Here is a 16,411-nt window from a genome sequence, read left to right as displayed (position 1 = left end):
GAGGTAGGTAGCACGGAGCGCAGAGATTACTTAAGAACTACTCAGATCGGAGCCGCCGGAGGAGCCTGAATCGCTTTCTTCATTGACAATGTCCAGTCCGGAGGCTTCCATCCATTCGTGGACGACCTTCTTCAGTTCTTCGCCATCCTCTAACGCCTCTACCATGTCAGAGATGTCTTTTTGCGTGATGAATTTGGTGACCGCGGCGACGGATTTTTCTTCTTCGCGGTCAAAGAGGCTGTCGTTATAGATGACTACGAAGTTTTCTGGCAACTCTGGTTGCGCATCCTCACAACCGTGAGCACCGGAGGGCTCGACGGTGGCAAGTTGGGTGGGCAAGGTGGACATGAGTGCAATATGGGTGCGGGCTAGGAAGTCTTCCCCGCCCGGCTCACTGTCTTCTTCTGCCTTTTTATATTCCGCCGAGATATCGCGCGCCTCACCGGGATTAAAGTGGCTTAAAAAGCTGCCGGTGCAGCCGACGTAAAAGTTGCCTTCCGGGTTCAGGGAACTGCCCTTGCCACCATACGTTTTGAAGGTTTCTTCTTCCTTCAACTCGGCGGTGCGTCCTTCTTCTAAGAGCGACTGCCGGAATACCTCGCCCAAGATGAGCTGATCTGTTTCTGCAGGGTCAACGACGATCTGCACCCGTTCCGGTGCGGATTGTGCCGCAGCGGGGCTAGTATCGACCTTGTCTGAACACCCAGCAAGCAGCGCAGCGCCTACCACCGCGGCGACAGTAGCGCGGGCATATCGACGTGCGGGGCTGCGCTTCACTGAGTGTGCTCCTTCTGATTCTGCTAGGTCACCGATACAAACGGATGGATTTAAGTGTCCCACAGAGTCTACCGTGCAGGCGTGTTTACCTGAGGTAGCGCCGTGACTAAGATGGCAAGAGTTATGTCTAGCTCTATTACCGAATCAGCCGTACGCGAGGCTCTTTCCCACGTACAGGATCCAGAAATCGGCCGCCCCATCACCGAACTCAATATGGTGAAATCGGTCGATATCGAAGGAAACGACGTCACCGTTGGCGTTTATCTGACCATCGCGGGCTGCCCCATGAAGTCCACCATCGAGACCAATACCCGCGCCGCGGTCGAGGACATCGACGGCGTTGGCAAGGTTACCGTGACCATGGACGCGATGAGCGATGAACAACGCCGCGAGCTGAAGCAGAAGCTGCGCGGCGGCCAGGCCGAGCCCGAGATTCCCTTTGCGAAGCCCGATTCGACGACCCGCGTATTTGCGGTGGCGTCGGGTAAGGGTGGCGTCGGCAAGTCCTCGATGACCGTCAACCTTGCCGCAGCGCTTGTGGATAAGGGCCTGAAGGTAGGCATTGTCGATGCCGATATCTATGGCCACTCCGTACCCAACCTGCTCGGCTCGACCGACGGCCCCACCGTGCTTGATGATGAAATGCTGCTGCCGCCCATCTCCCACGGCATTAAGCACATCTCGATTGGGCAGTTTGTGGAGGGTAACGCGCCCGTCGTCTGGCGCGGGCCCATGCTCCACCGCGCGCTGCAGCAGTTCTTGGCAGACGTATTCTGGGGCGATCTCGATGTTCTCCTCCTGGACCTGCCACCGGGCACCGGCGATGTAGCGCTGTCCGTTGCGCAGCTCATCCCGAATGCGGAGCTGCTCATCGTCACCACGCCGCAGGCCGCTGCGGCCGAGGTGGCCGAGCGCGCCGGTTCCATCTCCCAGCAAACGCGCCAGCGCGTGGCCGGCGTGATTGAGAACATGAGCGCCATGGTCATGCCGGATGGCTCCACCATGGACGTCTTCGGTGAAGGCGGCGGCCAGATCGTCGCAGACCGCCTCGGCGTCATTCTTGGCCACGAGGTGCCGCTGCTGGCCTCCGTGCCGCTGGATCCGTCCCTGCGCTCGAATAGCGATGCCGGCACGCCCATCGTACTCGAGGCTCCCGACTCCCCTGCCGCGAAGGAAATCAGGGCGGTTGCTGATAAGCTCGCCATTCGCTCCGATTCCCTCGTGGGCAAGAGCCTCAACTTGGGCGTGAACTAAAAGCGCGTCGTATTAAGTAACGTCGCTCCACTCAGAGCCGCTGCCGGTGGAATCTTCCCCACCGCGCTGCGGCTTTTGTTGTTGCTGTGGTGGCTGCTGGGTGGTCTCGGTGGTATCGCCATATACCTCGGCATAGTTAAAGCTAGGCCGGGCGGGGCCATTGTTGTCCTGCGCGCGCTGCTCGGGTTCTTTCGGCGCGGTTCCGGTTTTAATGTCTTCCGCCATCTTCTTGGGATTGAAGTCGTCCCAGGCGGAATCATCGCCATCGAAAAGCGCCTTGGTAATAGCGCCCTTTGGGCCCAGCCGCGTCCACTGCGCCGCCTGATTGAGCGGGCCGCGAATATCATCGAATTCCGCAGAGATGGACCCCATCTCGCCGTTGAGCTCGGCCTTCGCATTATTGATGGCCTTGCGGGCGGCATAGATGGCCGCGCGCACGTCCTTAATGACCTCGGGCATGCGCTCTGGGCCGATGATGACGATGCCGAGGAGGACAATGACAATAATCTCGGGCCAGCCAATCGAAGAAAACACGGTTAAATCCTCGCCCTCCGTTTAGTTCTGTCCGCGCTGATTGTGTTTAATCGCGCGTACCACCGTCTCGACTTTATCCAGGAAATCCTGCTCCGGCCGGTGCGCCGGGGTTGACGCATCGGGCCCCGGGGCCACGCCTTCCGTAGCCATTCCCGCCAGCTTGGCTAATAAGGACTGTGGGGCCTTCACCGCGGAATCATCGCTGCAGTGACGCACCCACTCGGAGGCATGGCGTTGGTGGTGCACGTCGGCGCGGCACTCCACGCAGTGGACTAGATGGATGCGCACGCGGTGCATGGCTTTGGGCTCCATCTCCCCATCTACGAAGGCGACGACGGCCTCTGGGCCGAGGTGGCCGATGGAATCGCTGCGCCGCGCCCGCGCCTTTGCCTTATCCCGAGCCTTTGCCTGCGCGGGGGTAAAGTCGCCCCGCACGCTGAGCCTGGAGAGGGTGCGGCGTCCGCGCAGTGAGTCCATCGACGCCCTCCTCACGTTCATGCCACAGCCGGATTAATCACACTTAATCCTCCCCTGCCGCGCGGCAGGGGAGCTAACGATTCGATTCTAGCGCGTGCGCAACAAGATGCGCGCTTCCGCATTGGTCTGTGCCTCTTTTTCTAGCGCCGCGCGCAGTTGGGAGCGGCCGCGGTGGATGCGCGAGCGCACCGTACCCATCTTCACGCCGAGGGTTTCGGCAATTTCGTCATAGCTCATGCCTTCGACATCACACAGAACCACGGCGACGCGAAAATCCGGCGCCAGACTATCCAGCGCGGACTGCAACACGGGGTCCAGGTTGGCCACGGTATAGGCCTGCTCCGGGGTCATGTCCGTACCCGGAACACGCTCATAATCCTCAGGCAGGGACTCCATGCGTATCTTGGAGCGGTGGCGCACCATATCCAAAAAGAGGTTCGTGGTGATGCGGTGCAGCCAGCCGCCAAAGGTACCCGGTTGGTATTTATCCAAGGAGCGGAAGACACGCATGAAGGTCTCTTGGGTGAGATCCTCGGCATCCTGCTGGTCACCGGACAAGCGGTAGGCTAGGCGGTACACGCCATCGGCGTGCTCTGCCACCAATTCGGCCCACGAAGGCATCGTGGCTTCCCCAGCATCGAACGCCGCGGTACCGGTCAACTCCACGTTCGCATCGGTGGAGGCAACGGACTCGGCATCGCGCTTCGTTTCTGTCATGGGTGTCATTTTTCTACACTCAGCGCGGAAACTCCAGCCACTGCGCTGATAATATCCTGTGAGTCCGTCACATACTTCCCACAGATCACAATTTCGCTGGCTGCGCGCGTTTTTGCCACCCTTTCGCGCAACTTTACCTATTGTCTTAATCGTGACTACTACCGCATATGACGCACTGCGCTCCTATATCGATTCCACCAGTGAGCCTTCGGCGGCTCTCCGCGGCGCCCGCGACCACGCCGAGGAATACGGCCTGCCCGTCCCGGATGAATCCACCGGCCAGCTTCTCACCACGCTGACGGCAACTTCCTCCGGTGTGGTAGACCGTCCCCAGGCCGTGGCGATTACCCCCGCCGCCTCCGTCGTCGGTCTCTACCTGTTCGCGGGCATGCCAGATAACGGCATCCTCACCTGCATCGACCCTGAGGCCGAGCACCAGCGCAGCGCCAAGGCCGCCTTCCGCGAGGCCGGCTACGCTTCCACCCGCGGCCGCTTCCTCCCCTCGCGCCCCCTCGACGTACTCGGGCGCTTGGCCACCGAGGCCTACCAGGTCATTTACGCGGACGTCGCCGCCCTCGACCTCCCCGCCCTCATCAAGGCAGCCTGGCCCCTGCTGCACCAGCACGGCACGCTCGTGCTTGCCAATGCGCTTCTCGATGGCACCGTCGCCGACACCTCCCGCACCGACCGCGATACCGCCGCCGCCCGCGAGGCCGATGAATACCTCCGCGAACTCGAAGGCGCCACCGTAACCCGGCTCCCACTGGGTTCGGGGCTGACATTGGTAACAAAGCTTTAAAAAGGGGGGGCATCGGCAAGCGAGGGCCCTGCACGCGCTAAAAGATATCCGTACTCTGGGTGTACATGACAGCCGGACACTGCCCCATAAAGTCCCCGCCCGCGCACGGCGGCGAAACTACCGCGTGGCAGGTCAACGAGTTTCCTCCCCGGCGTGGCTGCCACCCCAACCCAAGCTTGTAACCCGCACCTGATTTAAGAGAGGAATGCCGTGACGACTCACCGCCCCGAACTCCACTTCATCCCCGATGCCGGCATCCTAGACGCGCCCGCCGGCGTCCTTCGCGATGGCGATACGTGGCACATGTTCTACCAATATCGCCCCACTCCCGATGCCCCCGCCCGCTGGGGACACACGTACTCGGAGGAAGCGCCGTTTAACTGGCTGGACTGCGATGACGTCCTTGCCCCCGTCGGCGGCGAGCTCGCTCTTCGCGCGGGGTCCGTGGCCCAAGGTGAGGACGCTACCAACCTGTATTTCACCTCCGTGACCGCGACCGGCACCTCCATTCGCCTCGCGCGCTTTTCCGGCATCGACGACGTCTGCGAGGTGTCCGATGATTCCTCGGCTCTCGACCCCAACGTCGTCCGCTTCGGCGAGGTGGCCGGCAATACCACCGACCACACCCGGTTCCGCTCACCTTCCGTCGTGCCCGATTGGGCCACCGATGACCGCGAAGACGGCCACAAGGGCTGGCTCATGCTGGCGCTATCCGGCCGTACCGAAACCCCGCAGCCGGTTCTCCTAGAAAGCCACGATGGCATCTCATGGTCCCTGCGCGGCGGCCTTACCTTCGAAGGTGACCCCGGCTTCCTCGACGGCGAAGTGCCCGCCGACTCCCCCATTCCTCCGGTGGTTTCCCCGCGCATCGTGCGCCTGCGCGATGAAATCGACGAAGAAATCTACGACGTCCTCTTTGTCACCCTCGAGCGCGACGGCCGCGATGTCTCCGGCTACCTCGTGGGCCAGCTGGAAGACACCACCTTCACGGTGGTCTCCGGTTTCCGCCGCGTGGACTTCGGCCACGATTTCTCCCGCCCGCGCAATACGAATGCCACCGCAGGCACGATCCCTGAAGAAAGGCGCTACGAGCGCGCCGTCATCCTCGGCCTTCTCAACGGCAATGGCCGCGGCGACGACGCCACCCAACACGCCTCTTGGGATGCCGAAGGCTGGTCGAATGCCCTCTCCCTGCCGCGCCAGGTCACGCTCGAGGGCGGCGTCTTGTACCAAGCACCGGCCACCGGCCTGCCCGAGGCGGTCAAGCTTTCGGATTACGCGCGCTCCTGGACCGGCGTCATGGAGGTTCCCACCGGCTCCAGCGTCACCATCACCCTTCGCGATGGCAACGGCGACCCCGCCGCCGCCATCTGTCACTCCGGCGAGGAAATCAGCCTCGATCGTTCCATGAACAAGGCCTTCGACCACTTCTTCTCCGATTCCGCTCCCGCCACAGCCACGCTTGCCGATGGCGACTCCGACACCCTCACCATCATCCAAGACGGCTCCACGGTAGAGGTATTCGTCGACGGCGGCCTCATCGCCATGGCCTCCCGCGTTTATTTCGACGGAGGCTGCTCCGGCATGGACGTCGAGACCACCGGTGAAGCAGTCATCGAACAGGACTGGCAGCGCTCCGGCTCCAAGCTCTAATACTGCTACCCTCCTTCCCGGCCGCCCGCCCTTCGGGAACCACCCTTCGAGCACTCGCCTTTGCTCCTCTCGCCTTCCGGCCAACCGCTCACCCGCCCTTCGCGCTCACCGGCGAGGCTGCGAGGCATCGGCAAGCAGCTCCCTGTGAGCGCCAAGGGAAGGTACGGTTTCCGGCTGAGCACCAACCCGCCCTTCGCGCTCACCGGAAGCGAAAAAGAACCGCCCCACGCGCTGCTGGTGAGCGCGAAGGGCGGTATGTACGCCGGAGGCGGGGTACCGCGAGGCGAACCTGCGGTTATTAGACCGCGCGGAGGCGGTCCAGACGGGCGCGGGCGGTGACCGTCAGCGTGGGTGGAAGGGCGGCCATGCGCTCGGCGAGCTCGTCGGCGCTGATGTGCCGGGCGGACGGGCTCATTCCTACCTGTGCGGCGATGGCCGCTTTATCCAGGTGGATGGGGAAGGAAATATCGACCGGATCGGCCGCTTGCTCGAGGTTGCCCTCCGCCTGCTCATACATGCGCTCGACCTTGCCCTCTTCCACGCCAAGGATGCCGAGGGGTTCGCGCAGCTCATCGAGGTGCCCGGCGCCCGGGGTCAGGACGATGACCTGGCCGCCGGGGGCGAGGACGCGCTGGAATTCGGATGGGTTGCGCGGGGCGAAGACCACGGAAATGGCATCGATGGATTCATCGCGGATGGGAAGTTGCTGCCAGACATCGGCAACCACGGCGCCCACGCGCGGGTGGCACTTGGCCAGGTGCTTGGCCGCGTGCGGAGAAATATCGAGGCCGACGCCGCGCGCGCCGTCGATGGAGTCAAGCGTATGGGCCAGATAGTAGCCGGTTCCGGCACCGACCTCGAGGAGCGAGGCGGGCGTAGATGCAGACAACGAGCTAGCATCCAGCGCGTCTTGCACAGCGCCGGTCACAGACTCGACGAAGGGCGCGAAATGGCCGGTGGCTAGGTACGCCTCGCGGGCGTTGACCATGTCCATGTCATCACCCTTGTGCTTGAGGCCGGCACCGGCCGCTAAGGTCACATACCCTTGCTTGGCCACATCAAAGGAATGGCCGGACTCCGAAACGAGGCGGGAAAAATCATCGGCGCCGGAAAGCGCCGTGCCGTCGTTGGGATCGGCCAGAATATCGACGATATGAGAAAGCATGTATCCAGACTAGCTAGAAACCTCGGTCAACAAAGAACCGAGCTCCGCGGCCTCTTCTTTGTTCAGCTCGATAACGATGCGCCCGCCGCCGTCGGATGGGATGCGCATAACGATCTTGCGGGATTCCACCACCGCTTCCATTTCTCCGCCAGTGGTACGTGGCTTCATTGCTGCCATAGTAGGGCTCCTTAACTATCTTCGTTTCTTTCCAGCCTAGTCTCTTTTTGCCCGCTTTTCCGCGCTGCCTCCAATTCCTGCTCCAGCTGCGCGAGCAGATCATCGACCTGATCCTGGCGGTATCCGCGCGGGACGACCTCGAATTGCACGTCATCAAAACGGCCCTGAGCTGCGGCGGCGCGGTTATTTTCCAGCACCTTCTGCGGCTCATCGGGTGGGTCCATCACGGTCCCGGGCCCAAAAATCGAACCCCACACCCACGTTCCGATCACAATGAACGCAATGAGCACCACGATGAGCACAATCCAGGACAGCATGGCTTAAATCCTACCTAGCAGTGGCGGGCGCTGAGCAATCGGCGCACTCACCCCGGCGCGCGAGAGCAGCGTACGCGCCACGATATCCGCCATTGGCGCCAGCTCATGAAGCGGCCGGTTGCGGTGGACTCGGGTGCCTAGGTCGACTTCTGTCAGCCCGCCGCGCTTGCCGATGTCCACCAGCAGCCCCGCTTCCACCCCATAGCCTTCCACGAAGGGCACCTCTAGCGCGGCCGAGCGGCGAAGAGCGTATTCGCCGCCTAGGGGCTGGTCAATGTGGGCTAGCTCTGGGAAGAACTGCCGGATGAGTGGCTTTGCGGTCAATTCGGTCACGCGCCCGCCGCCGGTGGGTTGGCCGTTGAGGCTGCGCCGATAGCGGGCCTTGACCATATTCACGCCGGGATCCTCAAAGGGCGCCGCGAGTGCTGTGACCATGCCGGGCGCGGCGGATTCTAGGTCGGCGTCGATGAAGACGACGACGTCACCGCGCGCGGCGGCGACCCCGCGCCACAGAGACTCGCCCTTGCCGGGGCGCGGTGGCTCGGGCAGGATATCGCGCCAGTTGCGCACATCGGCGCCAGCGGCGCGCGCGACTGCGGCAGTCTCGTCGGTGGAGTCGGCATCGATGACGAGCACTTCGAGGGGGTCATCGGCAAGGCAGGCGCGGATAACGCCGGCCACGGTGGAAGCCTCGTTGAGCGCCGGGATGATGACAGAAACGCTCATGCGAGCCCGCGCGTGGTATCAAGGGGCGCGGCCGTGCCCTGGATGGCGGCGATCATACGGATGACGTCGACGGTCTCGGCGACCTCGTGGACGCGGAAGGCGGCCACCCCGTGGGCTGCGGCCCAGGCGGTGGCAGCGAGCGTTCCGGCGACGCGGTCTCCCACCCCGCGCGCGAGGGTCTCGCCCACGAAGTCCTTATTGGATAGCGCCATGAGTACGGGCCAGCCGGTATCGACGATCTCGTCGATGCGCCGCAGGAGTTCTAGGCCGTGATAGGTGTTTTTGCCAAAGTCGTGCGTGGGATCGATGAAGGTGAGCTCTTCCGGGCAGCCGAGCCCTGCGGCCTTTTCCGCCAGGGCAGTAGTCTCAGCAATGACGTCAGCGACGACATCATCAAAGTGCACGCGGTGCGGGCGTGTGCGCGGGGTAATCCCGCCGGTATGCGAGCACACGTAACCCACGCGGTGGTGGCCGGCGACCTCGATAAGCTGCGGATCCCAGCCGGCCCAGGTGTCATTGACCAGCCCTGCCCCGGCAGCGATCGCTGCCTCGGCGACCTCACTGCGCCAGGTGTCTACGGAAATAAGTACCTCCGGGTGGCGCTCGTGCACGCGGGCGATGGTGGGCACGACGCGATCAATTTCTTCCGCGCTATCGACCTCTTCGCCCGGCCCGGCCTTGACCCCGCCGATATCGATGATGGAGGCCCCCGCCGCAATGGCTTCATCACAGCGCTTGAGGGCGGGGTCCATGTCAAAGGTGGCCCCCTTGTCATAAAAGGAATCTGGGGTGCGATTGACTATCGCCATCACGCGCGCGAGGCTCAACGCGGCTCCCTAATGCGCTTATCGCTCATGACCTTGTGGCGGTCGATGATGTGGGCGACGGCCTCATCGGGGTCATCGGTAAGCAGGAAAAGCTCTTGGTCGTCTTCGTTGATATACCCGCCGGCGGCGAGGGTATTTTTTATCCACTCCAGCAGGCCAGACCAGTACTCGGTACCCATGAGCACGATGGGATAGTTGGTGACCTTACCGGTTTGGACCATGCAAAGGACCTCGAAGAACTCATCCATGGTGCCCATGCCGCCGGGCAGGCAGACGAAGGCCTGGGAGTACTTCAAGAACATGGTCTTGCGGGCAAAGAAGTAGCGGAAGTTCAGGCCCAAGTCCACGTACTCGTTGAGGCCCTGCTCGTGCGGCAATTCGATGCCGAGTCCCACCGAGAGGCCATCGCCCTCGTGCGCGCCCTTATTTGCCGCCTCCATGATGCCGGGGCCGCCGCCGGTAATGACGGCGTAGGCGCATTCGGCAAGCTTGCGGCCGAGTTCTTCGGCCATCTGATAGCTCGCATCCTCAGGCTTGGTGCGCGCGGAACCAAAGACCGTTACGGCTTTAGGCAGTTTGGCCAGCGCATCGAAGCCGGCCACGAATTCTCCTTGGATGCGCAGCACGCGCCACGGGTCGGCGTGTTGCCATTCGTGGTCCGCGCCGGATTCCAGCAGGCGCTGGTCAAAGGTGGAGCCTTGTTCTCCTTCGCTGCGCAGCAAGAGCGGGCCGCGCAGGGTACGCATTTGGTCAGGGGTCATTTTTATCCCTTCAAGTAATTAAGCAGTGCGGTGGAAACTTCAGTGATCTGCGCCGTGGGCACCTGCTCGTCCTTCTTATGCGCAAAGCCCGGGTCACCGGCACCGAAATTCACGGCAGGAATGCCCATCTCAGCAAAGCGCGAGACATCGGTCCAGCCGAACTTGGCGCGGACGTTGCCACCGACGGCATCGACAAGCGCACGTGCCGCAGGCTGCCCCAAGCCAGGCAGGGCGGCACCAGCGGTGTCGTCGATCTCTATGGTGACATCCTCATGCTTGCCGATGACCCCCTTCATGTACTCCAACGCCTCCTCCGTGCTGCGGTCTGGGGCGAAGCGGAAGTTGACGAACATCCAGGCCTCGTCCGGCAAGGTATTGGTGGCCACGCCAGCCTCCAGGTGAACGATGTTCAGGCCCTCGCGGTAAGTGCAGCCATCGATGGTGACCTCGCGCGGCTCGTAGTCCGCAATGCGCGTCATGACGGGGGCGAGCTTGTGCGCGGCGTTGGAGCCCAGCCAGGCGCGGGCCGAGTGCGCGCGGGTGCCATGCGCCGTCACGCGCAGGCGAATCGTACCCTGGCAGCCGGCCTCGACCATAGCGCCGGAGGGCTCGCCGAGGAGCGCAAAATCGCCCTGCAACCACTCGGGATGATCCTTTTGCAAGTGGCCCAGCCCATTAAATTCAGTGGATACCTCTTCGCCCTCATAGGCGATGACGGTCAGGTCATGCTGGAGCTCTTCCGATTCATGCAGGTGAGCAAACGCGTTGAGGTATACGGCCATGCCGGATTTCATGTCCACGGTGCCGCAGCCGAACATGATCTCGGCACCATCTTCGGCGGTGTCCATGTGATGCGGTACGTTATCTGCCAATGGAACGGTATCGATGTGGCCTGCAAGAACCACGCGGGAATCCATCCCGCGGTTCGTGCGCGCGCACACGGTATTGCCAAAGCGGGCAACCTCCACGTCTAGACCACGCAAGGCTTCTTCCACCGCATCCGCGATGGCCTCCTCGTGGTGGGAGGGGCTTGGGATATCGACGAGCGCCTTGGTCACTTCAATGGGGTCGGCATATAGATCTAAAGTCACAAGCCGCCATGGTAGCGCCCCACTGGATCCGTTGCATTGTGTAATGTTCACTTCACTGCAAAAAATAACCTCTCACAAGGTGGTAATTATGGCCGAAGCCACACAATTGAAATCGCGACACCTCACCATGATGGGCCTTGGCTCCGCGGTGGGTGCCGGTCTCTTCTTGGGCGTCGGATTGGGAATCCAAATCTCCGGCACCTCGGTGCTCATCTCTTATGCCGTCGCCGGCATCCTCATCGCGCTCATCATGTGGATGCTCGGGGAAATAGCCGCGGCACGTCCCTCGCTGGGTTCCTTTTCCACCTACGCCGGCCAGGCCTTCGGCCACTGGGCGCGCTTTACGATGGGCTGGATCTACTGGTTCATGCTCATCATGGTCATGGGCGCGGAAATCACCGGTGCCGCAGCAATCATCGGCAATTGGTTCGATATTGCACCGTGGATTCCCGCGCTTATCGCGGTGGCCTTCTTCGCCATAGTGAATTTCGCCGCCGTGCGCGGTTTTGGTGAATTCGAGTTCTGGTTTGCCATCATCAAGGTCGCCGTCATCATCGCCTTCCTCGCCATAGGCATCCTCATGGCACTGGGTATCCTGCCTGGCATGGATCTCTCCCGGGCCGGAACCAACTTCACCGAGAACTTCCTGCCCAATGGCATGCCGGGCTTCGCCGCCGGCCTGCTGGCCGTGGCCTTCGCCTTCGGTGGAATCGAGCTGGTGACCATCGCCGCCGCCGAGTCCGAAGACCCAGCCCGCAACGTGGCGACTGCGGTGCGCGCCATCATCGTGCGCATCATGATCTTCTACATCGGCTCCATCGTGGTTATCACCATGGCCCTGCCGTTTAGCCAGATCCAAGATGCCGACGCCGCCGCCAATTCACCGTTCACCTTGGTACTCGAGGCCGCCAAGATTCCTTTCGCCGCCGGCTTCATGGAGGCCATCATCGCGCTGGCCCTCCTGTCCGCCTTCAACGCGCAGATCTACGCCACCTCTCGCCTAGTCTTTGATATGGCCAAGGACCACTGCGCGCCAAAGTTCTTCCTCAAGACCAATAACTCCGGCTCCCCCATCAATGCCGTTATTTTGTCCATGATCTTCGCCTTCGCCTCGGTGGGCCTGCAGTTTTGGAACCCGCCGGGACTGATTGCCTTCCTCTTTAATGCCGTCGGCGGCTGCCTCTTGGTGGTCTGGGCCTTCATCGTGGCCTCCTACATCAAGCTGCACCCGCAGCTCAAGGCGAATGGCGAGCTTACCGAGATCCGCGTCCCCGCCTACCCGTGGCTGCCGTGGATCACCGCCGCCGCACTAGCCGGGCTAACGATATTTATGCTCTTTGATCCCTCTGCCCGCAACCAAGTGATCGCCGTTATTATTCTCTTCGCCGCCCTCGTCGCCTTGTCTTTCGTGGTACCCGCGGGCAAGCGCCAACAAGTCCGGCAGTAATTGCTAAGCTAGCCACCATGACTTCTGCATCCGCACGTGGCCTGGCAACCATTACCCACGACGGCACCGTCTTGGACGTTTGGTTCCCAGCAGTTCATACCGATAAGCCAGTAGACACCACCGGCACGACGCGTCTGGAGGAAACGCCGCAGCAGTTCTCCGCGCTCGTCGGCCCCGACGAGGAACGCGGCGTGGCCCGCGTGGCGGTAGAAACCACCATCGCGGACCTCGACGAGGCTCCCGCCGATACCTACGACGCCTACCTGCGCCTCCACCTGCTGTCCCACCGTGAGGTCAAGCCCCACGGGCTCAACATGGACGGTATCTTCCGCCACCTCAACAACGTGGTCTGGACCAACTACGGCCCCTGCGCCGTCTCTGATTTCCAGATGGTGCGCGGCCGCCTCGCCTCCCGCGGCCCCGTTGTGGTGTACTCCGTGGATAAGTTCCCCCGCATGGTGGACTACGTCGTACCCTCCGGCGTGCGCATCGGCGACGCAGACCGCGTGCGCTTGGGCGCCCACTTGGCCGAGGGCACCACGGTCATGCACGAAGGTTTTGTAAACTTCAACGCCGGCACCTTGGGCGCATCCATGGTCGAGGGCCGCATTTCCGCGGGCGTCGTCGTGGGCGATGGCTCCGATATCGGCGGCGGTGCCTCCATCATGGGTACCCTGTCCGGCGGCGGCAAGGAAGTTATTTCCATCGGCGAGCGCTGCCTACTCGGCGCCAACTCCGGCATCGGCATTTCGCTTGGCGATGACGCCGTCGTCGAAGCCGGCCTCTACGTCACCGCCGGCACCAAGGTCGCCGTATTCGGCAAGGTGGCCGAGGCGCTGGGTGTCAACGATGGCGAGGCCGTCAAGGGCTCCCAGCTTTCTGGCGCCTCTGGCCTGCTGCTGCGCCGCAATTCCGTCTCCGGTGCCGTCGAAGCCGTGGAGTGGAATTCCGAGGCCGTCGCCCTCAATGAGGACCTGCATAAGAATTAGCACCCCTAATCTCGGCGCCCCAGAACCGAGAAATACCATGGAGAGGTGTCTAATAATTCTTCTCCCCTCGGTTCTGGCCTGAAGGTCCGCCACCTGACCATGATGGGGCTTGGCTCCACCATCGGCGCGGGGCTCTTCCTCGGCACAGGTGTCGGCATCTCCGCCGCCGGCCCAGCGGTCCTTATCGCCTACGCGATCGCCGGCTTCCTCGCCATCCTCGTGATGCAAATGCTCGGAGAGATGGGAACGGTCATCCCCGCCTCCGGCTCTTTTTCCGAATACGCCGAGCACGGCATCGGCCGCTGGGCGGGCTTTACCCAGGGGTGGATTTATTGGTGCGCCACCGTCGCAGTCTTGGGCGCCGAAATCACCGGTGCCGCAGGTTTTATCGGCTCGTGGTTTAACGTTGCGCCGTGGATTCCCGCCGCCATCTGCGTGGCCATCTTCGGCCTCATTAATTTATTGCGCGTGCGCAACTTCGGCGAGTTCGAGTACTGGTTCGCACTCATCAAGGTCGTCGTCATCGTCGCCTTCCTCATTATCGGCGTCCTCCTCATCTTTGGGCTGCTTCCTGGCCATAGTTATATAGGCACCTCCATTTTTCTGGCAGACGGTTTCATGCCCAATGGCTGGGGCGGTGTAGCAGCTGGCCTGCTGGCCGTAGCCTTTGCCTTCGGCGGCATTGAGGTCGTCGCCATCGCTTCCGCCGAATCCGAAGATCCCGAGAAGTCCTTGGTCAACGCCGTGCGCTCCACCATCTTGCGCATTTCCGTGTTCTACCTGGGCTCCGTTCTCGTCATCACCTTCCTCCTGCCCTATTCCAGCTTGGACGCCGCCTCCACCGCCGCGGAATCACCGTTTACCATGGTCCTCGACCGCGCCGGTATCCCAGGTGCGGCCGGCATTATGGAGGTCGTCATCGTCCTCGCGTTGCTTTCTGCCTTCAACGCGCAAATCTTCGCTTCCTCGCGCATGATGCACTCGCTGGCTTCCCGCGGCGAGGCGCCACGCATATTCACCGCTACCAACAACGACGGTGTGCCCACCACCGCCATCGCCCTTTCCGTGGCCCTATCCGCGCTTATGGTGGTCTTGAACTATGCCGATACCGGCTGGTTGCTTAGCTTCATGCTCAATGCCGCCGGTGCTTCCCTCCTCATCGTGTGGGTCTTTATTGCCGTGAGCCAATTACGCCTGCGCCGCCAGCTCGAGGCCTTGCACCCCCTACCCATCCGCATGTGGGCTTTTCCTTACCTGACCTGGTTCGCGCTTGCCCTCTTCGCGGCCATCGCCGTGCTCATGCTTACCGATGCCACCGCCCGCACCCAACTCCTCTCCGCCGCCGCCATGTTCGCGGTACTCGCCATCGCGGGCGTGCTCAATTCCAAGGCTCGCGGCATCGACCCAACCTCTACCCTGCCCGTGACCTAGCCTCCCGTCTTAGCCTCCCTCCTGAGCACGCCACGTGCCGCCACCCCCACCCTTCGCGCTCACCAGCGCTGGGCAGGGGCTATGTTTTCGCCTCCCCGTGAGCGCGGCGGGGTGTGGGCCGCTCTTCGCGGTCACGGTGAGGTGGATCGGGCATCGGATAGCGCGCACGGTGAGCGCCAAGGACGCGTTGGTTGTCGGCACCCTCCCCTCGCGCTCACCAGCGGCCATTAAGGCGCAATTTCATAGCCAACGGTGAGCGCGAAGGGAGGCTCGGAAGAGTTTATCCACAGGGCCACGGAATGAGACCGCCGTAGTCCCGCCCCAAAGCCCAGTTATCCACAGGCCGGCCATGATCGTCTGGACGGGGTGTACCCGGCTCTTTAGGTTGAAGCTATGGGGGCATGGACTACCGCGCAATTGCGCAAACAGGGGCTGGGCAAGGACGCGATTCGAAGGCGGATACGCGCGGGTAAACTGTACCGCGTGCATCGGGGGATTTATACCGATGAGTGGACGCCGCTGGCCGTGGCCAAGGCGCTCGCGCACGGGCTTAGCCGCATTTATTTCACGGGCAAGACTGCGCAGGAGATTCATCTTGGTCGGCCGCTGACCTTTCCGCTGGAGGCGGAAGGACCGCGCACGCTGCGAGGCAAGAATTTTCGCGTGTCACACTCCCGGCTGCGGGCAACCTGCTTCGTTGAAGGGCTTCCAGTGGTGCAAGCGTTATGGGCGGCACGGAGAAGCGCACAGGCGTGCAGACCGCTGTTGGAGAACGTGTATAGCGGCGATAAAGGCCGCGGCCGGTTGGAAAGAGACCGTAAGCGGATGGGGCGAGTGCCGCGGCAGCTGAAGGAAGCGATTCGCAACTCTCCCATCGGTGCGGATAGCCCTCCGGAGCGAAAGGTCAGCCGCGCCCTGCGCGCCGAAGGCATTTTCCCCGTCCACAACGCTCGCGTGTGTGGGTACCGGTTTGATCTATTGATTGGCAAGCTCATCGTGGAGATTGACGGCTGGACTTATCACAGCCACAGCCAGGCATTTCAGGCTGACCGCACCAAGCAAAACGCCGCGACCGCCCACGGGTACACGGTTTTGCGTTTTACTGCCGATGACGTCACACATCACTTCGATCAAGTCATTCTCCTTATCAAAGCCACCCTTGAGCTGCTGAAAAACCGCAAACCACAGCTGCCTTATTCGGCAACGCAGCCGTACTGGGAGTGGCATTTATGTATATAACCCTTGCCATTGTGTCAACTTTCCTTTACA

At 62.3% G+C, this 16,411-nt stretch carries 18 protein-coding genes; 7 read left to right on the top strand and 11 right to left on the bottom strand.

The window, feature by feature from the left end; translation table 11 throughout:
• Window positions 1–30 precede the first annotated feature (30 nt).
• Window positions 31–777, bottom strand: coding sequence for a hypothetical protein (locus tag ACLI1T_RS04590; protein WP_411703150.1), 747 nt, complete (start codon window positions 775–777; stop codon window positions 31–33).
• Between the two features lie 123 nt (window positions 778–900).
• Here ACLI1T_RS04590 and ACLI1T_RS04585 point away from each other — a divergent pair, with 123 nt between their 5' ends.
• Window positions 901–2,031: an Mrp/NBP35 family ATP-binding protein gene (locus ACLI1T_RS04585; protein ID WP_411703149.1), complete on the top strand. Its 1,131-nt coding sequence runs from the start codon at window positions 901–903 to the stop codon at window positions 2,029–2,031.
• Between the two features lie 12 nt (window positions 2,032–2,043).
• Here the strand turns inward: ACLI1T_RS04585 and ACLI1T_RS04580 are convergent, their stop codons facing one another.
• The 3 genes from ACLI1T_RS04580 to sigE all read right to left on the bottom strand — a co-directional run bounded on the left by ACLI1T_RS04580 (window position 2,044) and on the right by sigE (window position 3,759).
• A complete protein-coding gene (locus ACLI1T_RS04580) occupies window positions 2,044–2,565 on the bottom strand; it encodes a twin-arginine translocase TatA/TatE family subunit (RefSeq protein WP_411703148.1) in 522 nt (173 codons plus the stop codon).
• Window positions 2,566–2,586: 21 nt separating this feature from the next.
• Entirely contained in the window at window positions 2,587–3,063 is a 477-nt protein-coding gene (locus ACLI1T_RS04575; protein WP_411703147.1) for an anti-sigma factor family protein, read from the bottom strand.
• A 66-nt stretch (window positions 3,064–3,129) separates the two neighbouring features.
• Window positions 3,130–3,759: an RNA polymerase sigma factor SigE gene (sigE, locus tag ACLI1T_RS04570; protein WP_034659280.1), complete on the bottom strand. Its 630-nt coding sequence runs from the start codon at window positions 3,757–3,759 to the stop codon at window positions 3,130–3,132.
• A 151-nt stretch (window positions 3,760–3,910) separates the two neighbouring features.
• Between sigE and ACLI1T_RS04565 the strand changes: the two genes are divergently transcribed.
• Entirely contained in the window at window positions 3,911–4,558 is a 648-nt protein-coding gene (locus ACLI1T_RS04565; protein WP_023026283.1) for an O-methyltransferase, read from the top strand.
• 210 nt (window positions 4,559–4,768) lie between these two features.
• Window positions 4,769–6,211 carry a GH32 C-terminal domain-containing protein gene (locus ACLI1T_RS04560; RefSeq protein ID WP_411703146.1) on the top strand — a complete coding sequence of 481 codons (1,443 nt, stop codon included), beginning with the start codon at window positions 4,769–4,771 and terminating at the stop codon, window positions 6,209–6,211.
• A 298-nt stretch (window positions 6,212–6,509) separates the two neighbouring features.
• Here the strand turns inward: ACLI1T_RS04560 and ACLI1T_RS04555 are convergent, their stop codons facing one another.
• Genes ACLI1T_RS04555 through dapE form a run of 7 tightly spaced genes read right to left on the bottom strand, consistent with a single transcriptional unit; the run spans window position 6,510 to window position 11,275 of the window.
• Window positions 6,510–7,376, bottom strand: coding sequence for a methyltransferase domain-containing protein (locus ACLI1T_RS04555; RefSeq protein WP_411703145.1), 867 nt, complete (start codon window positions 7,374–7,376; stop codon window positions 6,510–6,512).
• Window positions 7,377–7,385: 9 nt separating this feature from the next.
• Window positions 7,386–7,553, bottom strand: coding sequence for a DUF3117 domain-containing protein (locus tag ACLI1T_RS04550; protein ID WP_005280113.1), 168 nt, complete (start codon window positions 7,551–7,553; stop codon window positions 7,386–7,388).
• Between the two features lie 11 nt (window positions 7,554–7,564).
• Window positions 7,565–7,870, bottom strand: coding sequence for a DivIVA domain-containing protein (locus ACLI1T_RS04545; RefSeq protein WP_411703144.1), 306 nt, complete (start codon window positions 7,868–7,870; stop codon window positions 7,565–7,567).
• 3 nt (window positions 7,871–7,873) lie between these two features.
• Window positions 7,874–8,596, bottom strand: a complete 723-nt coding sequence (locus tag ACLI1T_RS04540; protein WP_023026275.1) for a glucosyl-3-phosphoglycerate synthase — start codon at window positions 8,594–8,596, stop codon at window positions 7,874–7,876.
• Window positions 8,593–9,405, bottom strand: coding sequence for a dihydropteroate synthase (gene folP, locus ACLI1T_RS04535; RefSeq protein WP_411703290.1), 813 nt, complete (start codon window positions 9,403–9,405; stop codon window positions 8,593–8,595). The genes ACLI1T_RS04540 and folP overlap by 4 nt, the downstream gene beginning before the upstream one ends.
• Before the next feature lie 14 nt (window positions 9,406–9,419).
• Complete coding sequence (locus ACLI1T_RS04530; RefSeq protein WP_411703143.1) at window positions 9,420–10,184, bottom strand: TIGR00730 family Rossman fold protein; 765 nt, start codon at window positions 10,182–10,184, stop codon at window positions 9,420–9,422.
• 2 nt (window positions 10,185–10,186) lie between these two features.
• Window positions 10,187–11,275, bottom strand: coding sequence for a succinyl-diaminopimelate desuccinylase (dapE, locus tag ACLI1T_RS04525; protein ID WP_411703142.1), 1,089 nt, complete (start codon window positions 11,273–11,275; stop codon window positions 10,187–10,189).
• An 88-nt stretch (window positions 11,276–11,363) separates the two neighbouring features.
• Between dapE and ACLI1T_RS04520 the strand changes: the two genes are divergently transcribed.
• From ACLI1T_RS04520 to ACLI1T_RS04505, 4 genes are all read left to right on the top strand, one after another.
• On the top strand, window positions 11,364–12,722 hold the full coding sequence (locus ACLI1T_RS04520; RefSeq protein ID WP_411703141.1) for an amino acid permease: 1,359 nt from the start codon (window positions 11,364–11,366) through the stop codon (window positions 12,720–12,722).
• A gap of 17 nt (window positions 12,723–12,739) precedes the next feature.
• Window positions 12,740–13,711 carry a 2,3,4,5-tetrahydropyridine-2,6-dicarboxylate N-succinyltransferase gene (dapD, locus tag ACLI1T_RS04515; protein ID WP_411703140.1) on the top strand — a complete coding sequence of 324 codons (972 nt, stop codon included), beginning with the start codon at window positions 12,740–12,742 and terminating at the stop codon, window positions 13,709–13,711.
• A 99-nt stretch (window positions 13,712–13,810) separates the two neighbouring features.
• Window positions 13,811–15,142, top strand: coding sequence for an amino acid permease (locus ACLI1T_RS04510; protein WP_411703289.1), 1,332 nt, complete (start codon window positions 13,811–13,813; stop codon window positions 15,140–15,142).
• Window positions 15,143–15,535: 393 nt separating this feature from the next.
• Window positions 15,536–16,381 (top strand): DUF559 domain-containing protein, encoded by an 846-nt coding sequence (locus ACLI1T_RS04505; protein WP_411703139.1) that lies wholly within the window; start codon window positions 15,536–15,538, stop codon window positions 16,379–16,381.
• Window positions 16,382–16,411 lie beyond the last annotated feature (30 nt).

The sequence above is a fragment of the Corynebacterium tuingiense genome (genome assembly GCF_046718165.1).
Taxonomy (GTDB): Bacteria; Actinomycetota; Actinomycetes; order Mycobacteriales; family Mycobacteriaceae; genus Corynebacterium.
Note: the sequence above shows the minus strand (reverse complement) of the source record. Positions and strands in the feature narration are given on the sequence as shown.

Coding starts and splice junctions, on each gene's coding strand:
- sigE (WP_034659280.1), bottom strand. CDS start 3,759: ATGACAGAAACGAAGCGCGATGCCGAGTCCGTTGCCTCCACCGATGCG.
- ACLI1T_RS04540 (WP_023026275.1), bottom strand. CDS start 8,596: ATGAGCGTTTCTGTCATCATCCCGGCGCTCAACGAGGCTTCCACCGTG.
- ACLI1T_RS04530 (WP_411703143.1), bottom strand. CDS start 10,184: ATGACCCCTGACCAAATGCGTACCCTGCGCGGCCCGCTCTTGCTGCGC.
- ACLI1T_RS04520 (WP_411703141.1), top strand. CDS start 11,364: ATGGCCGAAGCCACACAATTGAAATCGCGACACCTCACCATGATGGGC.
- ACLI1T_RS04555 (WP_411703145.1), bottom strand. CDS start 7,376: ATGCTTTCTCATATCGTCGATATTCTGGCCGATCCCAACGACGGCACG.
- ACLI1T_RS04510 (WP_411703289.1), top strand. CDS start 13,811: ATGATGGGGCTTGGCTCCACCATCGGCGCGGGGCTCTTCCTCGGCACA.
- ACLI1T_RS04575 (WP_411703147.1), bottom strand. CDS start 3,063: ATGAACGTGAGGAGGGCGTCGATGGACTCACTGCGCGGACGCCGCACC.
- ACLI1T_RS04545 (WP_411703144.1), bottom strand. CDS start 7,870: ATGCTGTCCTGGATTGTGCTCATCGTGGTGCTCATTGCGTTCATTGTG.
- dapD (WP_411703140.1), top strand. CDS start 12,740: ATGACTTCTGCATCCGCACGTGGCCTGGCAACCATTACCCACGACGGC.
- folP (WP_411703290.1), bottom strand. CDS start 9,405: ATGGCGATAGTCAATCGCACCCCAGATTCCTTTTATGACAAGGGGGCC.
- ACLI1T_RS04505 (WP_411703139.1), top strand. CDS start 15,536: ATGGGGGCATGGACTACCGCGCAATTGCGCAAACAGGGGCTGGGCAAG.
- ACLI1T_RS04585 (WP_411703149.1), top strand. CDS start 901: ATGTCTAGCTCTATTACCGAATCAGCCGTACGCGAGGCTCTTTCCCAC.
- ACLI1T_RS04550 (WP_005280113.1), bottom strand. CDS start 7,553: ATGGCAGCAATGAAGCCACGTACCACTGGCGGAGAAATGGAAGCGGTG.